The sequence below is a fragment of the Methylobacterium sp. DB0501 genome (genome assembly GCF_011043735.1).
GTDB lineage: Bacteria > Pseudomonadota > Alphaproteobacteria > Rhizobiales > Beijerinckiaceae > Methylobacterium > Methylobacterium alsaeris.
Genome location: NZ_JAAKGV010000001.1, coordinates 379,849 through 402,665 on the forward strand (window position 1 = coordinate 379,849; position 22,817 = coordinate 402,665).

Sequence of the window (22,817 nt, forward strand, 5' to 3'; positions counted from 1 at the left end):
GCGGAGGAGCTTTTTCATCGTGGACAGACCCACCGCCCCCCGCCCCTACGCCTACGGCCAGGCACGCGTCATCGAGGGCCTGCCCGAGCGCCTGCCGGACGCCGTCCGCGCCTATCTCGACGTGCTGCCGCCGGGCCGGATCGTCGGCTTTCCCCTGGCGCCCCTCGACCGGACCGGGGTGCCGTGCTGGTTCGTGTCGCTGTTCCTCGACGATCCCTACTTCGTCGGCGCGATGCCGAGCGGCATCGGCTACGGCGCCACCGACGACGAGGCGATCATCGGCTCGGTGGCCGAGATCGCCGAGAACCTGATGCCGAGCCTGGCGCTGATCCCGCGCAAGAAGGAGCGCGGCAGCTATCACGACCTCGTGCGGGTCTTCGGCGCCGGGTCCGTCGCCGATCCGCTCACCCTCGGCCTGCCGGCGGGCAGCCCGGTGAACCGCGACACCGTGCTCGAATGGACCGGCACGGTGCGGGCCCGCACCGGCGAGACGGTCCTGATGCCGCTCGACCTCGCGGCGACCGACTATTTCGAGCTGTCGGAGGGCTACCAGCCCTTCACCAACCTCATCACCAACGGCCTCGGCGCCGGGCCGGACGTGGACTTCGCCCTCGGCCACGGGCTCCTCGAACTGCTCCAGCGCGACGGCAACGGCCTCCTGTTCCGCGCCCTCGACCAGGGCGTGATGCTCGACACCTCCGAGGGGCTGGGGCCGGAGACGCGGGCGATGCTCGACCGGCTGGAATCGCTCGGCATCCGCGCGATGCCGAAATTCGCCACCGACCAGTTCGGCTTCACCAACGTCTATTGCGTCGGCTACGACGTCGATGCCTCCCGCACCCCGGCGCCGATCGCGCTGTCGGCCTGCGGCGAGGCCTGCGACCCCGACCGCGAGCGCGCCCTGCGCAAGGCGATCCTGGAATTCCAGGCGGCGCGGGTGCGCAAGACCTTCGGGCACGGACCCCTCGACCTCGCGCGCTCGATCACCCCGCCGGGCTACGTCGACGCCTTCATCGAGAAGGCGCTGCCGAGCCTCGATCTCGAAGAGGGCAGGGCGCTCGCCGCGATGCTCGACTGGATCGACAAGCCGGCCGAGACCCTGCGGGGATTCCTCTCCGAGACCGTCTATTCCGAGCGCGCCACGAAGCGTTTCGCCGACCTGCCGACGCAGCCGGCGCCGACCGGCCGGGACCGCGCCCGCATCGCCCGCGAGCGGCTGGAGGCGGAGGGCTTCGACGTGCTCTACGTCGACGCCTCGCCGCCGGGCGGAGGGGTCGGCATCGTCAAGGCTATCGTGCCGGGGCTCGAAGTCGAGACCATGAGCTACTACCGCATCGGCGAGCGCAACACGCGAAAGCTCATCGAGCGCGACCACCCGCTGATCCGCTTCGGGCAGGCGAGCGAGTCGCTGCGGCCCGTGCGCCTGACGCCCGAGGCGCTGGAGCGCTTCGGCGGCCAGCCGCTGTTCGATGTGGCGCTGGCCGAAAGGATCGTCGGCCCGCTCTACCCGCTCTACCGCGAGCCGGAATCGCATCACGCGCCGTTCCGCCTGGAACGCCGGGGGAGGGCGGCATGAGCCTGCGCTTCGCCTACAACACCAACGGGGCGGCCAATCACCGCCTCGACGACGCGCTGAGCCTGATCGCCGATGCGGGCTACGACGGCGTCGCGCTCACCCTCGACATCCACCACCTCGATCCGTTCGCCGAGGGATGGGCGCAGGAGGCCGAGCGGGTGCGCGGCCGGCTCTATGCCCTGGGCCTCGGCTCGGTGATCGAGACCGGCGCCCGCTTCCTCCTCGATCCGCGGGCCAAGCACGAGCCGACCCTGGTGACGGCGGACGCCGCCGGACGCGCCCGCCGGATCGCCTTCCTGCACCGCGCCGTCGACATCGCGGCGATCCTCGGCTCGGAGGCGGTGTCGTTCTGGGCCGGGGTGCCGAAGCCCGGCATCGATCCCGCGGTGGCGCGGGGCTGGCTCCGTGACGGCCTGGAGCAGGTCGTCGCCTACGCCGCCGAGCGCCGGGTCGTCGCGGCCCTGGAGCCCGAGCCCGGCATGCTGGTCGAGACCCTCGACGATTACGCCGCCCTCGACGTGCACGGCCTTCGCCTGGCGCTCGATACCGGCCATTGCCTGGTGACGCAGGAGCGCGAGCCCGCCGCCGCGGTCGGGGAATTCGCCGACCGTCTCGGCACCGTGGCGATCGAGGACATGGCGCGGGGCAGCCACATCCACCTCCCCTTCGGCGAGGGCGACATGGATGTGCCCGGCGTGCTCGACGCCCTGGAGGCGATCGACTTCCAGAAGCTCGTCTGCGTCGAGCTCTCCCGCGAGAGCCACCGGGCCGACAGGATGATCCCGGATTCGCTGCGCTACCTCCGGGAGTGCCGCCGATGAGGATCTGCTTCGTCAGCCGGCGCTACTTCCCGGCGATTTCCGGCATGAGCGTCTACGCGCAGAACCTGCTGCGCGAGCTGGTCGGCGCCGGCCACGACGTCACGATGGTGAGCCAGTACCGGGGCGACGCCTTCGGCACCAAGGTTTATGGCGGCGGCCCGCCGCCGCCGGTCCCGGGCGTGCGGGTGATCGGCCTCGAACAACGCGGCGAGCAGGAGAGCGGCGACTTCGAGCGCGACATCGCCACCATGGTCGAGACGATCATGGCCGAGCACCGGGCAAAGCCCTTCGACGTGCTGCACGCCCAGTACGGCTACCCGACCGGTTTCGCGACGCTGATCGCCTCGCAGCGGCTCGGCGTGCCGAACGTCGTCTCGATCCAGGGCGGCGACGGACACTGGGTCGGCTCGTGCTGCGAGACCCACCGCCTCGCCATGGTGCGGGTGCTGGCCCATGCCAACGCCCTCCTGATCGGCGGGCGCTCCTTCGTGGCCGAGGTCTGCGACCGGCTCGGCAGCGATCCCGGGCGCTTCACCATCGTGCCGGGCGCCGTCGACACCGCGCGCTTCCGCCCCCCCGAGGGCTGGCAGCCGGGCGACGCCGCCGACCCGGTGCGGCTGTTCTACCACGGCCGGGTCGACCGCCGGAAAGGCGTGCTCGACTTCCTCGACGCCTTGAGCCTGCTGCGCCTGCGCGGCACGCCGTTCTCCGCCATCATCTCCGGCATCGGCCCCGACGTGGAGCCGGCCCGCGCCCTGGCCGCCGATCTCGGCTTCTCGGACGCGCAGGTGCGTTTCACCGGCTACGCCGAGTACGACACGGTGCCGGGCCTCTACGCGATGGGCGACGTGTTCGTCTCGCCGACCTATGCGGAAGGCTTCTCCAACACCATCCTGGAGGCGATGGCGGCCGGCCAGGCGGTGGTCTCGACCCACTCGGTCGGCGTCTCGGACTGCCTGCGCGACGGCGAGAACGGGCTCCTGGTCCAGCCCGGCGACGTGCCGGCGCTGGCGCAAGCCCTGCACCGGATCATCACCGACCGTTCGCTTCGCGCCCGCCTCGCGGCGGCGGCCCTCGAGGAGTGCCGACGGGTCTATTCCTGGCAGGCGGTGGGGCGGCAGATCATGGCGGTCTACGCGGCGGTGAAGGACGAGCGGCCGGATCCGGCCTTCGACCCGGATCTGCCGCGCGACCCGGGCTGCCGCTTCCGGGCCGAGCCGCACCTGTTGTGAGGTTCACTCCCCTCCCCCTGCGGGGAGGGGCCGGGGGTGGGGGTGGTGCCGTGCATGGCGCGGCGGTGCCGTCTGCACCACCCCCACCCCCTATCCCTCCCCGCAGGGGGAGGGGAGACCTGCGCCTTGATCGTCGAGTCCCATGCCCACAGCCCTCGCCCTCTCGCCCCATCTCGACGACGCCGCCTTCTCCTGCGGCGGCACCCTGGCGCAGCTCGCAGGGTGCGGATGGCGGGTGGTGATGGTGACGCTGCTCACCGCCGGCGTGCCGGAGCCGACGGGCTTCGCGCTGGCCTGCCAACTCGACAAGGGGCTCGGGCCGGAGGTCGACTACATGGCGCTCCGCCGCGACGAGGACCGGGCGGCGGCGGCGGCGCTCGGTCTCGCCCCGCCCGTCCACGTCGCCCTGCGGGAGGCGCCGCATCGCGGCTACGCCTCGGCGCCCGAACTCTTCGCCGACACCCGGCCCGACGACCGGCTCGCCGACGATCTCGCCCCGGTCATCGAGCGCCTGATGGCGGAGGCCGCACCCGACCTGCTCCTCGCGCCGCAAGGCGTGGGCGGCCACGTCGATCACGTCCAGCTGGTCCGGGCGCTGACCGCCCTGGCACCCGCCTGCCCGATCCTGTGGTGGCGCGACTTCCCCTACACGGTGCGCCACCCCGACCCGAAGGAGCCGTTCCGCGACACCTTCGCGGCCCTGGACCCCGTGACCGTGCGCCTGTCCCCGGAGGAGGCGGCGGCCAAGCACGCGGCCTGCGCGGCCTATGCGAGCCAGATCGGCTTCCAGTTCGGAGGCCCGGACGGCCTCGCCGCGCGGCTCGGCGCCGAGGGCGCCCGCGAGCATTTCCGTCTCGCCGGCTCCCTGCCGGACGGGCTCGCCCTCGCGTGAGCGACGGGCCGGCCGCACCCAGGAGCCTGGCCGATCCCGGCGCCGTCGCGGCGCGCCACGCCCTCGTCGAGGTCAGCCCTCACCTCGCCCCCTTGCGCCGCCTCGCCGAGCGGATCAGGACCGAGCAGGACAGGTCGGTGCCGGAGGCAGATCCCCTCGACGGCGGGGTGGGTGCCCGCCTGCTCCTGCTGCTCGAGACCCCGGGCCCGGCCACCGGCCGCACCGCCTTCGTGTCCCGCGACAACCCGACGGGCACCGCCGCCAACCTCCTTCGCTTCCTCGCCGGCGCCGGCATCCCACGCGCCGACACCCTGATCTGGAACGCCGTGCCCTGGGTGATCCATGCCCCCGGTGCCCGCAACCGGGCGCCGCGCACGGGCGAGATCCGGGCGGCGCGGGCCTACCTGCCGCCGCTGCTGGCCCTGATGCCGGACCTTGCGGTGGTGGTCCTGTCCGGCCGGGTCTCGCAAGGCCTGGCACCCACCCTCGACGAGGCGCGCCCCGGGCTACCGGTGGTGGCGATCCCGCATCCGAGCCCGACCTATGTCTGCACCAGCCCGGAGGTGCCCCGGCGCATCGCCGCCGGGCTTGGCGAGGCCGCCCGCCATCTCGGTCTCCCCGGGTGATTGCCCGCTGCCGCGCGGTCCGGCTGGTCATTCGGCGGTGGAGGGCCTACATGGCGAGCACATGCGAGCGGGGCTCGGTCGGAGTGCCGCCGGGCACCTTTGTGCGCGAGCCTGGCCGCGAACGGCCGCGGGCTCGCGCCGGCGACCAGCGGGGTCGGACGCCGACGCGATGAATTTCGCCAGCCAGGACAAGAACCTCGCGCAGGCCAAACCCCTGCGCGATGCCGGTGCGGGGGGACGACCTGCCGCGCGACGAGGATCCGGCCGGGCAGGATCCGGGGCGCGACCCGCATGCGCCCGCGGCCAGTCATGCCCGCCACCGCCGCCGCTACGCCTGGCTCGGCACGCTGGCGAGCGTGGTGCTGTTCGTCATCTCCCTCGGGGTGCTGGGCAAGCTCGTCTCGACCGTCACCTGGGCCGAACTGCGCGCCGCCTTCCTGGCGGCGACGCCGGAGCAGATCGGGCTCGCCGTCGCGCTCGTCGTGGTGAGCTACCTGTTCCTCACCTGCTACGACGCCCTGGCCCTGCGCCAGCTCAAGCTGAAGGTGCCCTACAGCACCACCGCGCTCGCCTCCTTCACCAGCTACGCGGTGAGCTTCAACCTCGGCTTCCCGCTGCTGACCGCCGGCACGGTGCGCTACTGGATCTATTCGGCCCAGGGCCTCAGCCCCGGGCGCATCGCGGCGCTCACCATCGTCGCCGGCTTCACGTTCTGGCTCGGCATGGGGGCGGTGCTCGGCATCAGCCTGATCCGCGAGGCCGAGCCGCTCTCGCACCTCACCTATACCAGCGCCCTGTTCAACCAGGGCCTCGGGATCGCGACGCTGGCGGTGGTGCTGGCCTACCTCGCCTGGGTCACGGTCAAGCGCCGCAGCGTCAAGGTGCGGGGCTGGCGGCTGGAACTGCCGGGGCTGAAGCTGAGCTTGAGCCAGATGCTGGTCGGCGCCGGCGACGTCTGCGCGGCGGCCGGCGTGCTCTACGTGCTGCTGCCGGCCGGCCACGGCGTCAGCTTCGAGGCCTTCGTGGCGATCTACGTGCTCGCCGCGATGCTCGGCATCGCCAGCCACGCCCCGGGCGGGCTCGGGGTGTTCGAGGCGACGGTGCTCCTGGCCCTGTCCGGCCTGCCGCGGGAATCGGTGCTCGGCGCGCTGCTGCTGTTCCGGGTCTGCTACTATCTGGTGCCGTTCGTGGTGGCGCTCGCGGCGCTCGGCGCCTACGAGATCGCCAAGCGGGCGCGACTCACCCCGCGGGAAGCGCCGGACGACGATGCCGCCGAGAGCGACGCAAGCCCCTGATCCCGACGACCGGCAGCAGGACGACCGGCGGCAGGACCGCCCGGTCGAGGCGGATCCGCCGCCGTTCCTGCCCAGCGCCGCCGGCACCCTCTCGGCCGCCCGACGGGCGGCGTGGCGCGGCGCGCTCGGCGCCGTGCTGGCCTTCCTGGCCGGCGATGCCTGGCTGCACGGGCTCGATCCCGGCACCGGGCTCGTCGGCCTCCTCGCTCTCCTGGCCGGCGGCCTCGCGGCGGCGCCGCGCCGGGGCGAGCCGGTGCCGCGCTCCGAGGCGCAACCGGGCCGCGGGCGCCACGGCCTCGCCGAGGCTCTGCTCGCCAACATCCCGGACCCGGTCATCCTGGTCGATCGCCGCGCCCTGGTGATCGAGACCAACGCCGCCGCCCGCGCCCTGCTGCCGTCCCTGCGCCCGCGCCACCCGCTCTCCTTCGCCCTGCGCGACCCCGACGTGCTCGACGGCATCGAGACGGTCCTGCGCACCGGCGAGCCGCTCAAGACGGTCTATTCCCCCCGGGTGCCGACCGAGCGCACCTTCGAGGTGCAGATCGGCGCCATGCAGGGCGGCGAGGCCGGGCGGGGCGGCCCGAACGTGGTGCTGTTCCTGCGCGACCTCACCTCGGCCCAGCGCCTCGAGACGATGCGGGTCGATTTCGTCGCCAATGCCAGCCACGAGCTGCGCACCCCGCTCGCCTCGCTGCTCGGCTTCATCGAGACCCTGCAGGGCCCGGCCCGGGACGACGCGAAGGCGCGCGAGCGCTTCCTCGGCATCATGCGGGTCCAGGCCCTGCGCATGACGCGGCTGATCGACGACCTCCTGTCGCTCTCTCGCATCGAGCTGCGCGCCCACGTGGCGCCGACGCACGTCGTCGACGTGGCGCCGCTCGCCCGCCAGATCGTCGACGCGCTCGGGGTCATCGCCCGCGAGCGCGGCGTCGCCATCACCCTCGATGCCGAGCCGGGCTCCTTGCGCATCCTCGGCGACCGCGACGAGATCCTGCGGGTGATCGAGAACCTGGTCGAGAACGCCGTGAAGTACGGCGGCGACGGCGGCCGGGTCGACGTCTCCTTGAGCGCCCTGCCGGCGGAGGAGGGCCGCCCGCCCCAGGTCGCGATCGCGGTGCGCGACGCAGGACCGGGCATCGCCCCCGAGCACCTGCCGCGCCTGACCGAGCGATTCTACCGGGTCGACGCCGCATCGAGCCGCCAGCAGGGCGGCACGGGGCTCGGGCTCGCCATCGTCAAGCACATCCTCAACCGCCATCGCGGCCGGCTGACGATCGAGAGCACCCCGGGGGAGGGGGCGACCTTCCGCGCCCTGATCCCCGCGCTCCTCCCCGCCCACGGCGATCCGCGGCAGGCCGCGGAGACGCAGGCCGTGGATCAGGGACAGGCGACGAGCAGGCGCCCGACATAGTCGGCGGCGGCCGCCGCGGCCGCGCCCGGCGTGCCCGTGGCCTCCGCGTCGGGGATCAGCTGCTCGCCCTCCTTGGCCTGCCGCGCCGGGCGGTTGAGCTTCAGCACGCAATCCGGGCTGCCCGACAGCGTCACCGGTTCCCCCGGCGGCAGCCCGAAGGCGACGTAGAAGTCCGGGTCGTCGAAGCTCAGCACCAGGTTGCGCACCGGCCCGGCCGGTCCCTGCGGCACCAGGGTGAAGTCGAGGGTGAGGCGGCCCTGCGAAAAGCGCGCCTTCGGGGCGGGGCCGGCCTTGAGGGCGAGCGGACGCCCGTTGAGCTTAGCCGTCGTGAAATACGCGGTCTCGGCCATCGCCTCCAGGCGCTCGACCGCCATCGCGTCGAGCTTGTCCGGGTCCGGCACGCCGTCGCGCTTCGCATCGAGGTTCAGCACCGCGAAGGCGGAATATTCCGGATCGAAGGTCCAGGATTCCCGGATCGCCGTCAGGTTGCGCCTGGCATCGAGCACCAGCTCGGCCCGGGCCTGCACCCAGACGTGGGGATGCGCCAGGGCCGCCCCCGCCCCGCCGCACAGCATCGCCACCGCCGCCAGAACCCGCCCGATCATCGCCCGCTCCCGCTTCGCGTCGCCCTCTGGCGCCCGAGCGCGGCGAAACCATGTTCGTGACGCAGGGGGCGCAGTCGATCGGGCTCGTTTCCCGCCGCCTCGACCTACCCCACATCCGTCATGGGAGACCGCACCATGACCGCACCCGCCCGCCGCCTCACCCTGCCCGTCGAGGGCATGACCTGCGCCTCCTGCACCGGCCGCGTCGAGCGGGTGCTGAAACGGGTGCCGGGCGTGCAGGCCGTCGCCGTCAACCTCGCCACCGGCCGCGCCACCCTCGACCTCACCCCCGACAACGACCCGACGGCGCTCGCCGCGGCGGTGGAGGATGCCGGCTACGCGGTGCCGGAGGCGCTGAGCGAGTTCGCCGTCGAGGGCATGACCTGCGCCTCCTGCACCGGCCGCGTCGAGCGGGTGCTGAGGGCCGTGCCCGGCGTGCGCGAGGCGAGCGCCAACCTCGCCACCGGCCGGGTCACCGTGCGCCACCCCGCCGGCCTCGTGCCGCGCGACGCCCTCGAGGCGGCCATACGCGAGGCGGGCTACGAGCCCGGTCCGGCGACGCGCCCGGCCGACTCCCCCGCGGCCCCCCGCGAGGCCGACACCCTGGCCCGCGACCTCATCCTCGCCGCCCTGCTCTCGCTCCCCGTCGTCGTGCTCGACATGGGAAGCCATCTCGTCGGTCACGGCCTCCTGCCCGAAGGCTGGAGCGCCGGCATCCAGGCCGTGCTCGCCACCCTGGTCCTAGCCGGGCCCGGCCGGCGCTTCTTCGCCCGCGGCTTGCCCGGCCTGGTCCGCGGCCATCCGGACATGAACGCGCTCGTGGCGCTCGGCGCCGGCGCCGCCTACCTGTTCTCCCTGGTCGCCACCCTCGTCCCCTCCCTGCTGCCGGCGGGCGCGGCGCATATCTACTTCGAGGCGTCGGTTCTCATCGTCACCCTGATCCTGCTCGGCCGCACCCTGGAGGCGCGGGCCCGGGGCCGGACGGGGGCGGCGATCGCCCGCCTCGTCGGCCTCGCCCCGAAGACCGCGCTCCTCCTGCGGGACGGCGCCGAGACCGAGGTACCGGCGGCCGATCTCCAGGTCGGCGACCGCGTCCGCGTCCGCCCCGGCGAGCGCCTGCCGGCGGACGGGCGGGTGGTCGAGGGCCGATCCCGCGTCGACGAGAGCATGCTGACCGGCGAGCCGGTGCCGGCGGCCAAGGGCCCGGGCGATCCCGTGACCGGCGGCACCGTCAACGGCACCGGCGCGCTTGAGATCGCGGTCGAGCGGGTCGGCGCCGACACGGCGCTCGCCCAGATCGTCCGCATGGTCGAGGCGGCGCAAGGCGCCAAGCTCCCGATCCAGGCCGTCGCCGACCGGGTCACCGCCCGCTTCGTGCCGGCGGTGCTGGCCCTGGCACTTCTGACCTTCCTCGCCTGGCTCGGCCTCGCCCCGGCGCCCGCCCTCGGCGAGGCCCTGGTCCACGCCGTCGCGGTGCTGATCATCGCCTGCCCGTGCGCCATGGGATTGGCGACCCCGACCTCGATCATGGTCGGCACCGGCCGGGCGGCGGAACGCGGCGTGCTGTTTCGCAGCGGGTCGGCGCTCCAGGCCCTGGAGGAGGTGCGCGTCGTCGCCTTCGACAAGACCGGTACCCTCACCGAGGGCCGCCCGCGCCTCACCGACCTGATCCCGGCCCCCGGCTTCGACCCCGACACGGTGCTGGCCGCCGCGGCGGCCCTCGAATCCCGCTCCGAGCACCCGATCGCCCGTGCCGTCGTGGCGGCGGCGGCCGAGAAGGGGCTCACCCTGCCGCTCGTCGGCGACGTCACGGCGGTGCCGGGCCACGGCGTCACCGGCCGGGCCGGCGGCCGGGAGATCGCCATCGGCGCCGCCCGCCACCTCGCCGGCCTCGATCTGACGGGTCTCGCTCCGCACGCCGACCGCCTGGCCGGACAGGGGCGCTCGCCGGTCTTCGTCGCCCTCGACGGCGTGCCGGCGGCGGTTCTCGCCGTCTCCGATCCGATCAAGCCCGGCGCCGCCGAGGCGGTGCGGGCGCTGACCGACCAGGGCCTCGCGGTCGCCCTCGTCACCGGCGACGACCGGCGCGCCGCCGAGGGCGTCGCGCGCAGCCTCGGCATCGCGACCGTGCTCGCGGAGGTGCTGCCCGCGGGCAAGCGCGACGCCGTCCGGGCCCTCCGGGAGCGGCACGGCCCGGTCGCCTTCGTGGGCGACGGCATCAACGACGCCCCGGCCCTCGCCGAGGCCGAGATCGGGCTGGCGATCGGCACCGGCACCGACGTGGCGGTGGAGAGCGCCGACGTCGTCCTGATGGCCGGCGACCCTGCCGCCGTCGCCGAGGCGTTGCGGCTGTCGCGAGCGGTGATGCGCAACATCCGCCAGAACCTGTTCTGGGCCTTCGCCTACAACGTGGCGCTGATCCCGGTGGCGGCGGGCGTGCTGCGGGTCGTCGGCGGGCCGTCCCTGTCGCCGGTGCTGGCGGCGGGCGCGATGGCCCTGTCGAGCGTGTTCGTGGTGGGCAACGCGCTGCGGCTCAGGCGGGCGTGACCGTCGCGCGCGTCGTCCCCCGCTCGTGCCGCGGGGCCGGGATGGCGCCGCCCTGAACTGCCGTCCTGAACCGCCGTCCTGGGCTTCCGTCCGGCGGTCGCGTCCCCGGGCGGCATCGCGCCGGACGCGCGGATCGCATCGACTCGACCGTGACGACGGCGCCATCAAGGGTGTCTTAAAGTCTCTTTGATACGTTGGGGGAGCGTCGGCGGCGATTGACTTCCTCCTGCAATGTACGCGAGCGTTGGATTGCAAAACACAATCGATCGTTCTTCGATCCCGGTGGTCGGAGCGGAGGCTCTCGCTGCGTTCCTCGATCGCGTCCGGGGTGCCTTCGAGGTGGATGTCGTCCTTCTGGTCGGCCGCGACGAACGGCAGCCTCCGCCGATCGTCAGTGGTGCGCACGTGTCGCTCGACCTCGTCGATCTGTGCCGTAGCGTTTCGGGTCCCGGGCTCCGGGCCGTCGCGGATCTCCGGGCCGTCGCGCGGTGGCGCGCCCATCCCGCCGTTGCCGGCGCGCCGGGGTGCCGCTTCGTCGCGACCCACGCGCTCGGTCCCGGATCGGGGCTCCTGGCCCTCGTCGATCGCCAGCCCCGCCGCCTGACCGCCGCCCAGCGCCGGCGCCTCGCCGATTTCGCCGCCGCGGCGGAGTGCCTCGTCCAGGTCGCCGGGGCGAATGCGAGCTTGGGAAAGGCGCTGGCACACAGCCGCAAGATCTTCGACCGCGCCTCGGCGGCGGCGCGGATCGGGGTCTGGGAATGCGATCTGCCGGCCGAGACCCTGACCTGGACCGATCAGGTCTACGCGATGTTCGACCTGCCGCCGGATACGCCCCTCGACCGGGGCCGGATCGTCGCCTGCTACGCGCCGGATTCCCTCGAGGCGCTCGTTGCCGCCCGCAGCCGCGCCATCGCCGAGCGCGGCGGCTTCACCCTCGATGCCGAGATCGTCACCGTCGCCGGCCGCCGCCGCTGGATCCGCATCACCGCCCAGGTCGAGTGCGAGGGGACGGTGCCGGTCCGGATCTTCGGGATGAAGCAGGACATCACCGAGGAGAAGCTGCTCGCCGACCGGACCCGCTACCTGGCCGAGTTCGATACCATGACGGGGCTCGCCAACCGGGCGACCTTCGAGGCGCAACTCGCCGCGCTGGACCAGGCGCCGCCGGGGCGTCGTCCCTACGGTGCCCTGCTGCTGGTGGACCTCGACGGCTTCAAGCCGGTCAACGACACGCTCGGGCACGCCGCCGGCGATGCCTGCCTCGTCGAGGTCGCGAGCCGGCTGCGCCAGTCCTGCCGCGACGGCGACCTCGTGGCGCGGATCGGCGGCGACGAGTTCGCGATCCTGCTCGCCGCGACCGCCCCCGGCGTCGCCGAGGACGTGGCGTCCCGTCTCGTCGCCGCCTTGAACCGGCCGATGACCTGGGCCGGCCGGGTCTTCGGCATCGGCGCCTCGATCGGGATCGTCCGCATCGACGGTCGTCCCTCCGCCGACCTGTTCATGGCGGCGGACGCGATGCTCTACGCGGCGAAGGCGGACGGACGCGGGCGGTTCCGGGTGGCGGCGGGAGCGGCTCCAGGCGGGCCGCGGCCGGCGACCGCGGCGTGAGGGCGGTCCGGCCTCGGCCCGGCCCCTCCGCGCGGACGCCGCCTCAGGCCCGGATCGCGTCCAGGCCCTTCCAGTCGAACGCGATGCCGTGGCCCGGCCGGTCGGGCGCGACGGCGAAACCCTCCTCGATCACGAGCGGCTCGGCGATATAGGCATCGAGCCCGAAGCCGTGCGCCTCGAGATACGAGCGGTTGGGCGCGGCCGCGAGCAGGTGCACCGTGACGTCGTGCGCGCCGTGCGACGTGACCGGCAGGTTGAAGGCTTCCGCCAGGTGGGCGATCTTCATGAACGGGGTCACGCCCCCGCAATTCGTCACGTCCGGCTCCGGGAAGGTGACCCCGCCGGCCGCGATCAGCTGCTTGAAGTCCCACAAGCTCCGCAGGTTCTCGCCCGCGGCGATCGGCAGGCCGCCCTCGCGCACCACGCGGGCCTGGCCAGCGACGTCGTCCGGGATGACCGGCTCCTCCAGCCAGAAGGGCTCGAAGGGCTGCAGGGCGCGGGCGGCGCGGATCGCCTCGTCGGCGCTCCAGCGCATGTTGGCGTCGACCATCAGCGGGACGCCGTCGCCGAGATGCCCGCGCATCGCCCGCACCCGCTCCACGTCCTCGGAGAGCTTCGCCCGGCCGACCTTCATCTTGATGGCGCGGAACCCCTTCCTGAGGTTGTCGTCGGTCTGGCGCAGCAGCTGGTCGATCGGCAGGTGGAGGTCGATGCCGCCGGCATAGGCCGGCACCTTGGCGTCGTGCCCGCCGAGCAGCGTCCAGAGCGGCCGGCCGAGGCGCTTCGCCTTCAGGTCCCACAACGCCATGTCGATCGCCGACTGGGCGAGCACCGCCGGCCCGCCGCGGCCGCCGTAATGCTGGCCCCACCAGAGCCGCTGCCAGATGTGCTCGATCCGGTCGGCCTCCTGCCCGACGAGCTGCTCGGGAATGTCGCGCCGCAGGATCGCGTCGATGGCGGCGCCGTTGCGGCCGCAGGTATAGGTATAGCCGGTGCCCTCCGCACCGTCCGCATCGCGCAACCGCACGGTGTTCAGCTCGAAGGCCGGCATGTCGCCGTGCATGCTGTCGCTGAGGGTGACCGCCAGCTTCACGCGATAGTAACCAGCCTCCAGCGCGACGATGCGGGGCATGGCGTTCCTCCCTGTCGGCGGCTCTTTTTCGCCGCTCCCGGACCGATTCGTCCGTTATTGTCGGAATGGCCTATGGTCGGTTCGGTGCATCGTCAAGGCGTGACTGTGATGGGCGGCCATGTCGGCGGATGTGTTGTTGAGGTGAGTATTCCGAAATAGCACGACATCATGAAGGCGGGCCAATCTATGGGGCGCAATAGGATTTTGCGCGCTCATACTTTGTGTTGACTTGGGCCGAATTGCCTCACGCCCCATCCCGTGCTGATATGCCGGAAAGTCGCCCGACCAACGGGGCGCCTGGGAGGATTCGATCGATGAAGCGGGTGATCGCGGGAGCGTTGTCGCTGGGCGCCCTGATAATGGCAGCGCTGCCGGCCGTCGCGCAGGACAACAAGACGCTCACCGTCTGGTTCAGCAAGGGCTTCTACCGGTCCGAGGACGAGTCGCTCTGGGCGACGATCAAGAAGTTCGAGCAGAAGACCGGGATCAAGGTCGAGCTGTCGCAATACGCGATCCAGGACATGATCCCCAAGACCGTGGCGGCGCTCGATTCCGGCTCGCCGCCCGACGTCGGCTACTCCGACACCTACAACAACCAGGCCGCCGGCAAGTGGGCCTACGAGGGCAAGCTCGAGGACCTCACCGACATCCTCCAGCCGATGATGCCGCGCTTCGCGCCGCAGACCGTCGAGCACGTCCTGCTCATGAACGGCCAGACCGGCAAGAAGGCCTATTACGGCTTCCCGCTCAAGCGCCAGACGCTCCACACCGAGATCTGGGGCGACATGCTGGAGAAGGCCGGCTTCAAGCAGGCCGACATCCCGCAGAAGTGGGCCGATTACTGGTCGTTCTGGTGCGACAAGGTCCAGCCGGCCTACCGCAAGGCGTCGGGCTCCCGCGCCTACGGCATCGGCGCGCCGATGGGCGTCGAATCGACCGACAGCTTCCAGTCCTTCTACGCCTTCATGGACGCCTACGACGCCAAGCTGGTCGACAGCGACGGCAAGCTGACCGTCGACGATCCGAAGACCCGCGAGGGCGTCGTCAAGGCACTCAAGGACTACACCGACCCCTACATCAAGGGCTGCGTGCCGCCCTCGGCCACGACCTGGAAGGACCCCGACAACAACGTCGCCTTCCACAACCGCACCACGGTGATGACGCACAACTTCACCATCTCGATCGCCGCAAAGTGGTACGAGGACAGCGTCAACCCGAACAACACGCCCGAGCAGCGCGAGGCCTCGAAGAAGGCCTACGAGGAGACGATCATCACCGCGCCTTTCCCGAACCGGCCGGACGGCAAGCCGATGACCTACCGCGCCGACGTCAAGCAGGGCGTGGTGTTCTCGGGCGCCAAGAACAAGGCGGCGGCCAAGGAGTTCGTGAAGTTCATCATGGAGGAGGACAACCTCCGTCCCTACGTCGAGGGCGCGATCGGCCGCTGGTTCCCGGTCACCAAGGACTCGATCGAGAGCCCGTTCTGGCAGGCCGACAAGCACCGCAAGGCGGTCTACAACCAGTTCAAGTCCGGCACCGAGCCGTTCGACTACGTGAAGAACTACAAGTTCACGCTGGTCAACAACGAGAACGTGTTCGCCAAGGCGATGAACCGGGTGGTGAGCGAGAAGGTCCCGGTCGAGAAGGCCGCCGACGAGATGCTGGCCCGCATCAAGCAGATTGCCGGGCAGTAAGGCGACAGGTCTGATTGTTCGAAGGTAACGCGCTTCCCCTCCCCAGGCGATCCCGGGCTTGCCCGGTATCGCTGCAAGGTGTGGGGAGGGGAGAGCGCCAACCCTATCCAGAGCGGGGTCCGATCGCGTCGCGCTCGGGGCCCGCTCTCGATTTTCACGTACCCCCCATCCCGGCCTCATCGAGGAGACCGACCATGTCCGCAACGGTCGCTGAGGCAGCGCCGGTCGCCGCGGCCCAGCCCTTCCGCCTGACCTCGTGGCAGGCCTGGGGGCTGATCCTGATCGCGCCCTACCTGCTCATCTTCCTGTTCTTCGTCATCTACCCGATCGGCTACGGCCTGTGGCTGGCGCGCAGCCCCGCGAGCTACGTGCATCTGGCGGAAGATCCGATCTTCGCCCGCGCCGTCGTCAACACGCTGATCTTCCTGATCGTCGGCATCAACGTGAAGATGGCGATCGCGCTCCTGCTGTCGGGGTTCTTCACCAACGAGCGGCGCTGGATCCGCTGGCTGTCGGTGCTGTTCATCCTGCCCTGGGCGGTGCCGTCGATCCCGACCATCCTGTCGGTGCGGTTCATGCTGAACCCCGAATGGGGCGTGGTGAACTCGCTGATCTTCCGGCTCACCGGCGATGACGGCCCGAACTGGCTCAACGACCCGTCGCTGGCGCTGACGCTCGCCATCGGCGTCCATATCTGGAAGTCGCTGCCGTTCTGGACGCTGATCCTGCTCGCCGGGCGGCTCGCCATCTCGGCCGACCTCTACGAGGCGGCCTCCGTCGACGGCGCCACCAAGTGGCAGAAGTTCCTGCACGTCACCTGGCCGTCGATGCGGACGCTCTACGTGACCTGCACCATCCTGTCGATGATCTGGACGCTGGGCGACTTCAACTCGGTCTACCTGCTCACCGGCGGCGGTCCCGCCGACCTGACCCACGTGCTGGCGACGCTCGGCATCCGGTACCTGCGCCTCGATCAGGTCGACGCCTCGATGGCGGCGGTGGTCTGCGCGATGCCCTTCGTGCTGCCGCTGGTCTACGTGCTGATGAAGAGGCTCTCGAAATGAGCGCGACCACCGCCCGCCCCGCCCTGGCGACGCCCTCGGCGGAGGAGCGCGCCGCCGCCCGGACCAACTGGCTCAAGGCCGCCGGGACGGAGGCGAAGCTCCTCCTCATCGGCATCCCGGTCCTGCTCTGGACCGTGATCCCGATCTACCACCTCGTCCTGTTCGCGATCTCGCCGAAGCAGGACGCGATGTCGGGGGCGCTGTTCCCGGCCCACCCGACGCTTCAGAACTTCAAGATCGTGTTCGGGCAGCAGCACTACTTCCTGTCGAACTTCTGGCAGCAATTCTGGAACTCGGCGGTCATCGCCTTCGCGACCGGGGTGCTGACGCTGCTCATCGCCACCGCGGCGGCCTTCGCGATCAGCCGCCTGAAAGTGAAGGGCGGCCGGACCGTGATGAACATGGCGCTGTTCACCTACTTCATCCCGGCCGCGTTCCTGGCCGTGCCGATGTACAAGACGATGGGCGCCTACGGGCTGCTCAACTCGAAATGGGCGCTGATCATGGCGATGGTGACGATCGCCAGCCCCTACGCGATCTGGGTGCTGAAGCAGGCCTCCGACAAGCTGCCGGTGGAACTGGACGAAGCCGCAATCATGGACGGCGCCTCGCCGCCCCAACTCTTCCGCTTCGTCTACCTGCCGCTGATGGTCCCGTCGCTGGTCGCGATCGGCGTCTACGCGCTGCTGCTCGCCTGGAACGAGTACCTGTTCGCCTTCCTGCTCCTCTCCCGCGACACCGACGTGACCCTGCCGGTGGCTCTGGGCAGCTTCCTGGCGGCGGATGACTCGCCGTGGGAGCTGCTGATGACCACCGGGTTGATCTACGCCATGCCGCCGGCCGCGATTTATTATGTGTTCAAGCGGTATATGGTGGGTGGGTTGACGGCCGGGGCTGTGAAGAGTTGATCGCTCACAAGGGCGGACTAGAAAATTAGCTTCGGCCACGAACCAATAGTTTCGTGGCCGATTTCCTGTTTGTACGAGTAGACTTATTTAAATATAAGATAATACAATATTTATTATATATGAAAGTTCACGTCGTCATCGAATTTGTCTATCGTATGTAAAAAATTTGCGGCTCATCTGTAAAATTTATGTCATAAATATCGAAATGTATTTTACTGCGCGTATTTTTATTTATGTGCGAATATTGTGGATTGTCGTAAAAAGGGCTGGAGGAAGCGTCGCCGCCAGCGTAATTTTTCTGTGCGTAGAATCGGGAGCTTGTTGTCGTTTCTCGCAGCGTGTATGAGTGATTGCTATCATGTCCGACCATGTTCGGTCTATTTGTATATGCCATCCTGTGAGGAAGCGAAGATGGCGATCGGATCCTTGAGCGAGATCTTGAGTGTTTCGACGGATCCTGCTGTCGGCGAGATAGGTGGAAGTCATAACCAGAAGGGAGTCGAATATCAGCGAAATTGGGCAGTAGTCCAGATGCTCGTGCTTGAAGAGGGCGGGGCGTCCGATTTTCTTTTTCTGTTTGAATCTATACAGGATATCGCAATTCTTGACTCTGCCGAGAATCCAACGAATATCAAATTATTCCAATTAAAGAAGAAAGATAGAGGCGAATGGTCATGGGCAGGACTTACTAGACTGCATGAACCCGCAGATCCCGCAAAGAGAAAAAAGAAAATTTCTACACCAAAGCCCCTGAATGACGTCGCTACGAGCCCAATCGGAAAGCTGCACGCCGCCATTCATGCTTTTAGCGTTCTAACGAGTTCAGGTCGATTTATATCAAATGCAGGCTGTGATTTAAGCATGGCGGACGGCTCCAATGCGGCGACTTCATTGTCAGTTGCGCTGGATGCTCTCCCCGATCATTTTCGTATTCTCCTGAATGATGCTCTCACTACTATGCACAAACAGGGGGAATCGCCACCGGATTTGTCGAAGATCACTTTAGAAAAATCAGACATTCCCGTCGAAGATACATCCATATATACGGTTGGAAGAGCTCATGATTTTTTCGTAAAAAGAAGTCCTAAGCACGCGGGCCAAGCTCGCTCATTTGTGGACAGCCTGTTAGCCAAAATCGGTCCACTAGGTGGAAAGACGGATAAATGTTCAAATTTTGAAGAGATCAAATCACAGCATGGATATTCTCGGCGAGACTTCGCTATTGCTCTTTCGGCATTGGAAAGCATTGTAGATGTCGATTTCTTTCTAGATGCATGGTTGATACAGCTTCAGCAAGAAGGGATGGGATTCTTAGAGATTGCTCGTATACGTGCAGCCGTGGCTTCGATATATCGACGTCAAGTCCTAGGCGAAAGGTTGCCTCAGGAGGAGAGCGTTATCTCAGCCTGTGATTCATGGCTGCTCGACCAGCCAGACCCGCCTATGCTATTGCCTTTTTTTAGAGCAGCTCTCGCACATTTGACCGCTAAGTTTCCTCTGGTTAAATCGGAAGAGTTGCAAGCTCATTTTGCATTGAGAGCTATCAACAAATGCGTAGACCTGAACTGAGAAAGCTAGTGCGGAGCTTGCGGACGAAGTCACATGAAGATCTTCAGATTCGAAAATATCTGTCTGGTTTCTCAAAACGAGCGGAGAGCCAGGAGGGTGGAGTTTCATCCGAGGAGGAATTTGATAGTCGGAGAAAACCACACCGGAAAATCTAGCCTTATTAAATCTTTATTTATAGCTCTTGGCGCGCGTCCTGAAGGCAATCTAGATCGTTGGGACAAGAGCACAATAGCTCTTGTGCAATTTTCTATTGATGGACAAATATACTTTGTCTTACAACAGCAGTCTTATCGTGCTTTATATCTCTCAGATGGAAGATGTGCTTTTGCAGCAGGCACAAGTTCTGAATGGGCCGGTGAATTTTCAAAATTGATTGGATTTAATCTTGCTCTAACTGATAAGTCTCAAAAGATCGTAGACGCAGATGCGCGTGCATTTTTTCTTCCTTTCTACATCAATCAAGATGGAAGCTGGCAAGCAAGTTGGTCGACATTTGCAGGGCTCCAACAATTTAAGTCGCCCGTGGCACCCATCTTAGAATATTTTTCTGGTGTTAAGCCGCCACTGTATTATGAAATAAATGCGCTGAAAGAGCTTGCGCAGAATGTGCTGAGGGATCTGCAGCGAGAGCAGCGGCTTGTTGTGCATGTAAGAGATAAATTTGGTGAGACGTTACCGTTGGATGGTCCGAAGATTATGCCCGATATTTTTGAACAAGATGTTCAAAAATTGACAGAACAAGTAAGTTTATTGAATAGGCGCCAAGAAGAGCTTCGTAACGTGTATGTCAGAGAGCAAGAAACTTTGCGCAGCCTTCGCTTGCAGATCGATATGGCGAACTATGAGCTGAAAACGTACGATGGGGATGCATCATTTTTGCACTCTGAGCCCCATGCGATATTAACTTGTCCTACTTGCGGCGCTGAGCATGATAGAACATTTATGGATATACTGCATTATGCAGAAGATGCTCGTGTGCTACGGCAAATAATTTTCCGGCTACAAACTGATGCAGATAAATTATCTGAAGAAATTAGTAGGACACGTAGTAAGCTACATGAAATTGATATTAATTACCAGCAAATATCGCTGATCTTAGAGACGCGCCGAGGGGATCTAAAATTCGGCGATGTCGTGAAGGGCATGGGTGCGGAAGTTGCGTTGGCAGCCTTTGAAGGCGAGTTGCGCAGCCTGAAAGAAAAAATCGATGAACAGCTTAGCGAAATAGAAACGTATGACGCTCGCCTTCACGAATTGACGAATCGTAGGCGGTCAGCAGAAATACTAAAGATATTTCGACGGGCTTATATTGAAGCGCGCGTCTCACTTAATTTACCTCCGATTGACACAAAGAGATTGAATTTGAGAAGTCGCCCAAACGTTTCTGGAAGCGGTGGGCCACGCTCGGTTTTAGCATACTACTCTGCGCTTTGGGCAACAACATTTGGCGAATATGGATCTTTCGATGTGCCGCTGGTTATCGATTCTCCGCAGCAGCTAGGTCAGGACGATAAAAATCTTCCAAAAATGATCGAACATGTCGCGACAAAGATGCCAGAAACAGCCCAAATTATCTTGGGCATAGAGGGTAATACAAAAGAAAAATTTGAAAAAATAATTAATCTCGATACGCCCTACGAATTGTTACAGGCTGATAAATACGAGGAAATTAACAATATTGTTACTCCTTATCTAAATCTAATGTATGCCCAAATATTCTCAGATAACGAATCTGTCGGTTGAATCTAATCAATGAATTTTTAGAAGTGTGCCACAGTTTCTATAACTGTGGCACACTGCCTACTACGCCACAGCTGCCACACCCCCCGGCATCAACCGCCCCTCCTCCACCGCATGACAAGCCACCCCATCCCGAAACACCGGCACCTCCGCCTTGCACCGGTCATTCGCGAACGGGCAGCGCGGGTGAAAGGTGCACCCTGACGGCGGATTGATCGGGTTCGGGATCTCGCCCTGCACCGGCACGCGCTGGCGGCCGATATGGGCGAGGTCGGGGACCGCATCGAGGAGCATGCGGGTGTAGGGGTGCTTCGGGGCGGTGAAGAGCTCGCGGCCGCCGCCGATCTCGACGATGCGGCCGAGATACATCACGCCGATGCGGTTCGCCATGTGGCGCACCACGGCGAGGTTGTGGCTGATGAACAGGTAGGTCAGGCCGAGCCGGTCCTGGAGGTCGCGCATCAGGTTCAGGATCTGGGCCTGGACCGAGACGTCGAGGGCCGAGGTCGGCTCGTCGGCGACCAGGAACTCGGCCTCGGAGGCGAGCGCCCGCGCGATGGCGATGCGCTGGCGCTGGCCGCCCGAGAAGGCGTGGGGGTAGCGCTTGCCGTCGTCGGGGTGCAGGCCGACCAGGGTCAGCAACTCGCCGACCCGTGCCTGAATCTCGCGCTCACCATTGAGGAGCCCGAAGGCGCGGATCGGCTCGGAGACGATCCGGTCGACCCGCCAGCGCGGGTTCATCGAGGCGTAGGGGTCCTGAAAGATCATCTGGATGCGACGGCGTAAGAGGCGCCGCGCGGCGGCCTGGCGCGGGTCGGTCATCGAGACGCCGTCGATCCGGACCTCGCCGTCGGAGGGCGGCATCAGGCCGACTACCATGCGGGCGACCGTCGACTTGCCGGAGCCGGATTCGCCGACGATCGCCAGGGTCTCGCCCTTGGCGACCGAGAACGAGACGTGGTCGACGGCGCGCAGGTATTGGCGCGGCTGGCGCTCGATCACCCGGTTGAGCCAGGGGCGCGAGACGTCGAACAGGCGGCGCAGGTCGCGGACCTGCACGTAGTCGGGCTGGGGCGTGATCACGGGCTTCAAGGCACTATGGGGCTTCATGCGGCGGCCTGTCCGGACGCGTCGTAGAGGTGGCAGGCGACCCGGTGCGAGCCGACCGTCAGGGGCTCGGGCCGGTCCACCGTGCAGCGGGCGAACACCTTCGGGCAGCGCGGGTTGAAGGCGCAGCCGGGCGGGATCGCCGAGAGCCGCGGCATCGCGCCGGGGATCTGGGCGAGGCGGTCGGCCTCGTGCGACAGGGACGGAATCGCCCCCATCAGGCCCTTGGCGTAGGGGTGGAGCGGATCGCCCACCACCGCGGCCACCGGACCGATCTCGGCGACGCGGCCGGCATACATCACCGCCACCCGGTCGGCGGCCTCGGCGATCACCCCCATGTCGTGGGTGATCAGCATCACGGCGGTGCCGTGGTCGCGCCCGAGGCGCTTCAGGAGCGTGATGATCTGGGCCTGGACCGAGACGTCGAGCGCCGTCGTCGGCTCGTCCGCGATGATCAGCTCCGGCTCGGCGGCGAGCGCCAGCGCGATCACCACGCGCTGCCTCATGCCGCCGGAGAACTCGTGCGGGTAGCCGTCGATGCGCCGCTCCGGCGCCGGGATGCCGACCTCGGCGAGAAGGTCGATCGCCCGCTGGCGGGCGGCCTTGGCCGAGAGATCGGTATGGGTGCGGATCGTCTCCTCGATCTGCCGGCCGACCCGGTAGAGCGGGTTGAGGCTGGTCAGCGGATCCTGGAAGATCATGCCGATGCGCCGGCCGCGGACCTTGCGCATCGCTTCGGGCGAGAGGTTGTCGATGCGCTCGCCGTTCAGACGAATCTCGCCGCCGGCGATGCGGCCGGGCGGGTCGATCAGGCCGATCACCGCCGAGCCGGTCACCGACTTGCCGGCGCCGGATTCGCCGACGACGCCGAGCACCTCGCCGCGGTTGATCTCGAAGGAGACGCCGTCGAGCGCGGTCAGCACGCCGCGGCGGGTGGCGAACTCGACCCGCAGGTCGCGCACCGAGAGGACGGGGTGGGACATAGGGGGT

General features: G+C 67.5%; 18 protein-coding genes. 14 read left to right on the top strand and 4 right to left on the bottom strand.

Annotation, left to right across the window (positions count from 1 at the left end; all coding sequences use genetic code 11):
- Positions 1-19: 19 nt before the first annotated feature.
- From G4G93_RS01775 to G4G93_RS01805, 7 genes are all read left to right on the top strand, one after another.
- Positions 20-1,576, top strand: a complete 1,557-nt coding sequence (locus tag G4G93_RS01775) for a YcaO-like family protein (RefSeq protein WP_312891625.1) — start codon at positions 20-22, stop codon at positions 1,574-1,576.
- Entirely contained in the window at positions 1,573-2,397 is an 825-nt protein-coding gene (locus G4G93_RS01780) for a sugar phosphate isomerase/epimerase (protein WP_165080675.1), read from the top strand. The genes G4G93_RS01775 and G4G93_RS01780 overlap by 4 nt, the downstream gene beginning before the upstream one ends.
- Positions 2,394-3,629, top strand: coding sequence for a glycosyltransferase family 4 protein (locus G4G93_RS01785; protein ID WP_165080677.1), 1,236 nt, complete (start codon positions 2,394-2,396; stop codon positions 3,627-3,629). Before G4G93_RS01780 ends, G4G93_RS01785 begins: the two co-directional genes overlap by 4 nt.
- A 142-nt stretch (positions 3,630-3,771) precedes the next feature.
- Positions 3,772-4,521, top strand: a complete 750-nt coding sequence (locus G4G93_RS01790) for a PIG-L deacetylase family protein (protein WP_165080679.1) — start codon at positions 3,772-3,774, stop codon at positions 4,519-4,521.
- Positions 4,518-5,147, top strand: a complete 630-nt coding sequence (locus G4G93_RS01795) for a uracil-DNA glycosylase (RefSeq protein WP_165080681.1) — start codon at positions 4,518-4,520, stop codon at positions 5,145-5,147. Before G4G93_RS01790 ends, G4G93_RS01795 begins: the two co-directional genes overlap by 4 nt.
- A 221-nt stretch (positions 5,148-5,368) precedes the next feature.
- Positions 5,369-6,442, top strand: coding sequence for a lysylphosphatidylglycerol synthase domain-containing protein (locus tag G4G93_RS01800; RefSeq protein WP_206289421.1), 1,074 nt, complete (start codon positions 5,369-5,371; stop codon positions 6,440-6,442).
- Positions 6,414-7,853, top strand: coding sequence for an ATP-binding protein (locus G4G93_RS01805; protein ID WP_165080683.1), 1,440 nt, complete (start codon positions 6,414-6,416; stop codon positions 7,851-7,853). Before G4G93_RS01800 ends, G4G93_RS01805 begins: the two co-directional genes overlap by 29 nt.
- Here G4G93_RS01805 and G4G93_RS01810 read toward each other — a convergent pair.
- Positions 7,820-8,458, bottom strand: a complete 639-nt coding sequence (locus G4G93_RS01810) for a DUF1007 family protein (RefSeq protein ID WP_165080685.1) — start codon at positions 8,456-8,458, stop codon at positions 7,820-7,822. The genes G4G93_RS01805 and G4G93_RS01810 overlap by 34 nt on opposite strands.
- Before the next feature lie 135 nt (positions 8,459-8,593).
- Here G4G93_RS01810 and G4G93_RS01815 point away from each other — a divergent pair, with 135 nt between their 5' ends.
- A complete protein-coding gene (locus tag G4G93_RS01815) occupies positions 8,594-11,005 on the top strand; it encodes a heavy metal translocating P-type ATPase (RefSeq protein WP_165080687.1) in 2,412 nt (803 codons plus the stop codon).
- Positions 11,006-11,344: 339 nt separating this feature from the next.
- The gene (locus tag G4G93_RS01820; RefSeq protein WP_312891626.1) at positions 11,345-12,613 is read left to right on the top strand and encodes a diguanylate cyclase domain-containing protein; all 1,269 of its coding nucleotides are present in this window, start codon (positions 11,345-11,347) and stop codon (positions 12,611-12,613) included.
- A gap of 43 nt (positions 12,614-12,656) precedes the next feature.
- Here the strand turns inward: G4G93_RS01820 and G4G93_RS01825 are convergent, their stop codons facing one another.
- Positions 12,657-13,745 (bottom strand): mandelate racemase/muconate lactonizing enzyme family protein, encoded by a 1,089-nt coding sequence (locus tag G4G93_RS01825; protein WP_165080699.1) that lies wholly within the window; start codon positions 13,743-13,745, stop codon positions 12,657-12,659.
- A 314-nt stretch (positions 13,746-14,059) separates the two neighbouring features.
- Between G4G93_RS01825 and G4G93_RS01830 the strand changes: the two genes are divergently transcribed.
- The 5 genes from G4G93_RS01830 (at position 14,060) to G4G93_RS01850 (ending at position 20,723) form a co-directional block, all read left to right on the top strand.
- Positions 14,060-15,439 carry an ABC transporter substrate-binding protein gene (locus tag G4G93_RS01830; RefSeq protein WP_165080701.1) on the top strand — a complete coding sequence of 460 codons (1,380 nt, stop codon included), beginning with the start codon at positions 14,060-14,062 and terminating at the stop codon, positions 15,437-15,439.
- Between the two features lie 194 nt (positions 15,440-15,633).
- Positions 15,634-16,503: a carbohydrate ABC transporter permease gene (locus tag G4G93_RS01835; protein ID WP_165080703.1), complete on the top strand. Its 870-nt coding sequence runs from the start codon at positions 15,634-15,636 to the stop codon at positions 16,501-16,503.
- Positions 16,500-17,411, top strand: coding sequence for a carbohydrate ABC transporter permease (locus G4G93_RS01840; RefSeq protein WP_246736471.1), 912 nt, complete (start codon positions 16,500-16,502; stop codon positions 17,409-17,411). Before G4G93_RS01835 ends, G4G93_RS01840 begins: the two co-directional genes overlap by 4 nt.
- A gap of 411 nt (positions 17,412-17,822) precedes the next feature.
- Entirely contained in the window at positions 17,823-18,980 is a 1,158-nt protein-coding gene (locus tag G4G93_RS01845) for a dsDNA nuclease domain-containing protein (protein ID WP_165080705.1), read from the top strand.
- A gap of 33 nt (positions 18,981-19,013) precedes the next feature.
- On the top strand, positions 19,014-20,723 hold the full coding sequence (locus G4G93_RS01850; RefSeq protein WP_165080707.1) for a hypothetical protein: 1,710 nt from the start codon (positions 19,014-19,016) through the stop codon (positions 20,721-20,723).
- Positions 20,724-20,783: 60 nt separating this feature from the next.
- Here the strand turns inward: G4G93_RS01850 and G4G93_RS01855 are convergent, their stop codons facing one another.
- Both G4G93_RS01855 and G4G93_RS01860 read right to left on the bottom strand, forming a co-directional pair.
- Positions 20,784-21,830, bottom strand: a complete 1,047-nt coding sequence (locus G4G93_RS01855) for an ABC transporter ATP-binding protein (protein ID WP_165080709.1) — start codon at positions 21,828-21,830, stop codon at positions 20,784-20,786.
- On the bottom strand, positions 21,827-22,810 hold the full coding sequence (locus tag G4G93_RS01860) for an ABC transporter ATP-binding protein (protein WP_165080711.1): 984 nt from the start codon (positions 22,808-22,810) through the stop codon (positions 21,827-21,829). The genes G4G93_RS01855 and G4G93_RS01860 overlap by 4 nt, the downstream gene beginning before the upstream one ends.
- Positions 22,811-22,817 lie beyond the last annotated feature (7 nt).

Excerpts from the sequence above, each read along its gene's own strand:
- G4G93_RS01780 (WP_165080675.1), top strand. The coding sequence starts at position 1,573 with ATGAGCCTGCGCTTCGCCTACAACACCAACGGGGCGGCCAATCACCGC.
- G4G93_RS01785 (WP_165080677.1), top strand. The coding sequence starts at position 2,394 with ATGAGGATCTGCTTCGTCAGCCGGCGCTACTTCCCGGCGATTTCCGGC.
- G4G93_RS01790 (WP_165080679.1), top strand. The coding sequence starts at position 3,772 with ATGCCCACAGCCCTCGCCCTCTCGCCCCATCTCGACGACGCCGCCTTC.
- G4G93_RS01800 (WP_206289421.1), top strand. The coding sequence starts at position 5,369 with ATGCCGGTGCGGGGGGACGACCTGCCGCGCGACGAGGATCCGGCCGGG.
- G4G93_RS01805 (WP_165080683.1), top strand. The coding sequence starts at position 6,414 with ATGCCGCCGAGAGCGACGCAAGCCCCTGATCCCGACGACCGGCAGCAG.
- G4G93_RS01810 (WP_165080685.1), bottom strand. The coding sequence starts at position 8,458 with ATGATCGGGCGGGTTCTGGCGGCGGTGGCGATGCTGTGCGGCGGGGCG.
- G4G93_RS01815 (WP_165080687.1), top strand. The coding sequence starts at position 8,594 with ATGACCGCACCCGCCCGCCGCCTCACCCTGCCCGTCGAGGGCATGACC.
- G4G93_RS01825 (WP_165080699.1), bottom strand. The coding sequence starts at position 13,745 with ATGCCCCGCATCGTCGCGCTGGAGGCTGGTTACTATCGCGTGAAGCTG.
- G4G93_RS01830 (WP_165080701.1), top strand. The coding sequence starts at position 14,060 with ATGAAGCGGGTGATCGCGGGAGCGTTGTCGCTGGGCGCCCTGATAATG.
- G4G93_RS01835 (WP_165080703.1), top strand. The coding sequence starts at position 15,634 with ATGTCCGCAACGGTCGCTGAGGCAGCGCCGGTCGCCGCGGCCCAGCCC.
- G4G93_RS01840 (WP_246736471.1), top strand. The coding sequence starts at position 16,500 with ATGAGCGCGACCACCGCCCGCCCCGCCCTGGCGACGCCCTCGGCGGAG.
- G4G93_RS01845 (WP_165080705.1), top strand. The coding sequence starts at position 17,823 with ATGGCGATCGGATCCTTGAGCGAGATCTTGAGTGTTTCGACGGATCCT.
- G4G93_RS01850 (WP_165080707.1), top strand. The coding sequence starts at position 19,014 with ATGAAGATCTTCAGATTCGAAAATATCTGTCTGGTTTCTCAAAACGAG.
- G4G93_RS01855 (WP_165080709.1), bottom strand. The coding sequence starts at position 21,830 with ATGAAGCCCCATAGTGCCTTGAAGCCCGTGATCACGCCCCAGCCCGAC.
- G4G93_RS01860 (WP_165080711.1), bottom strand. The coding sequence starts at position 22,810 with ATGTCCCACCCCGTCCTCTCGGTGCGCGACCTGCGGGTCGAGTTCGCC.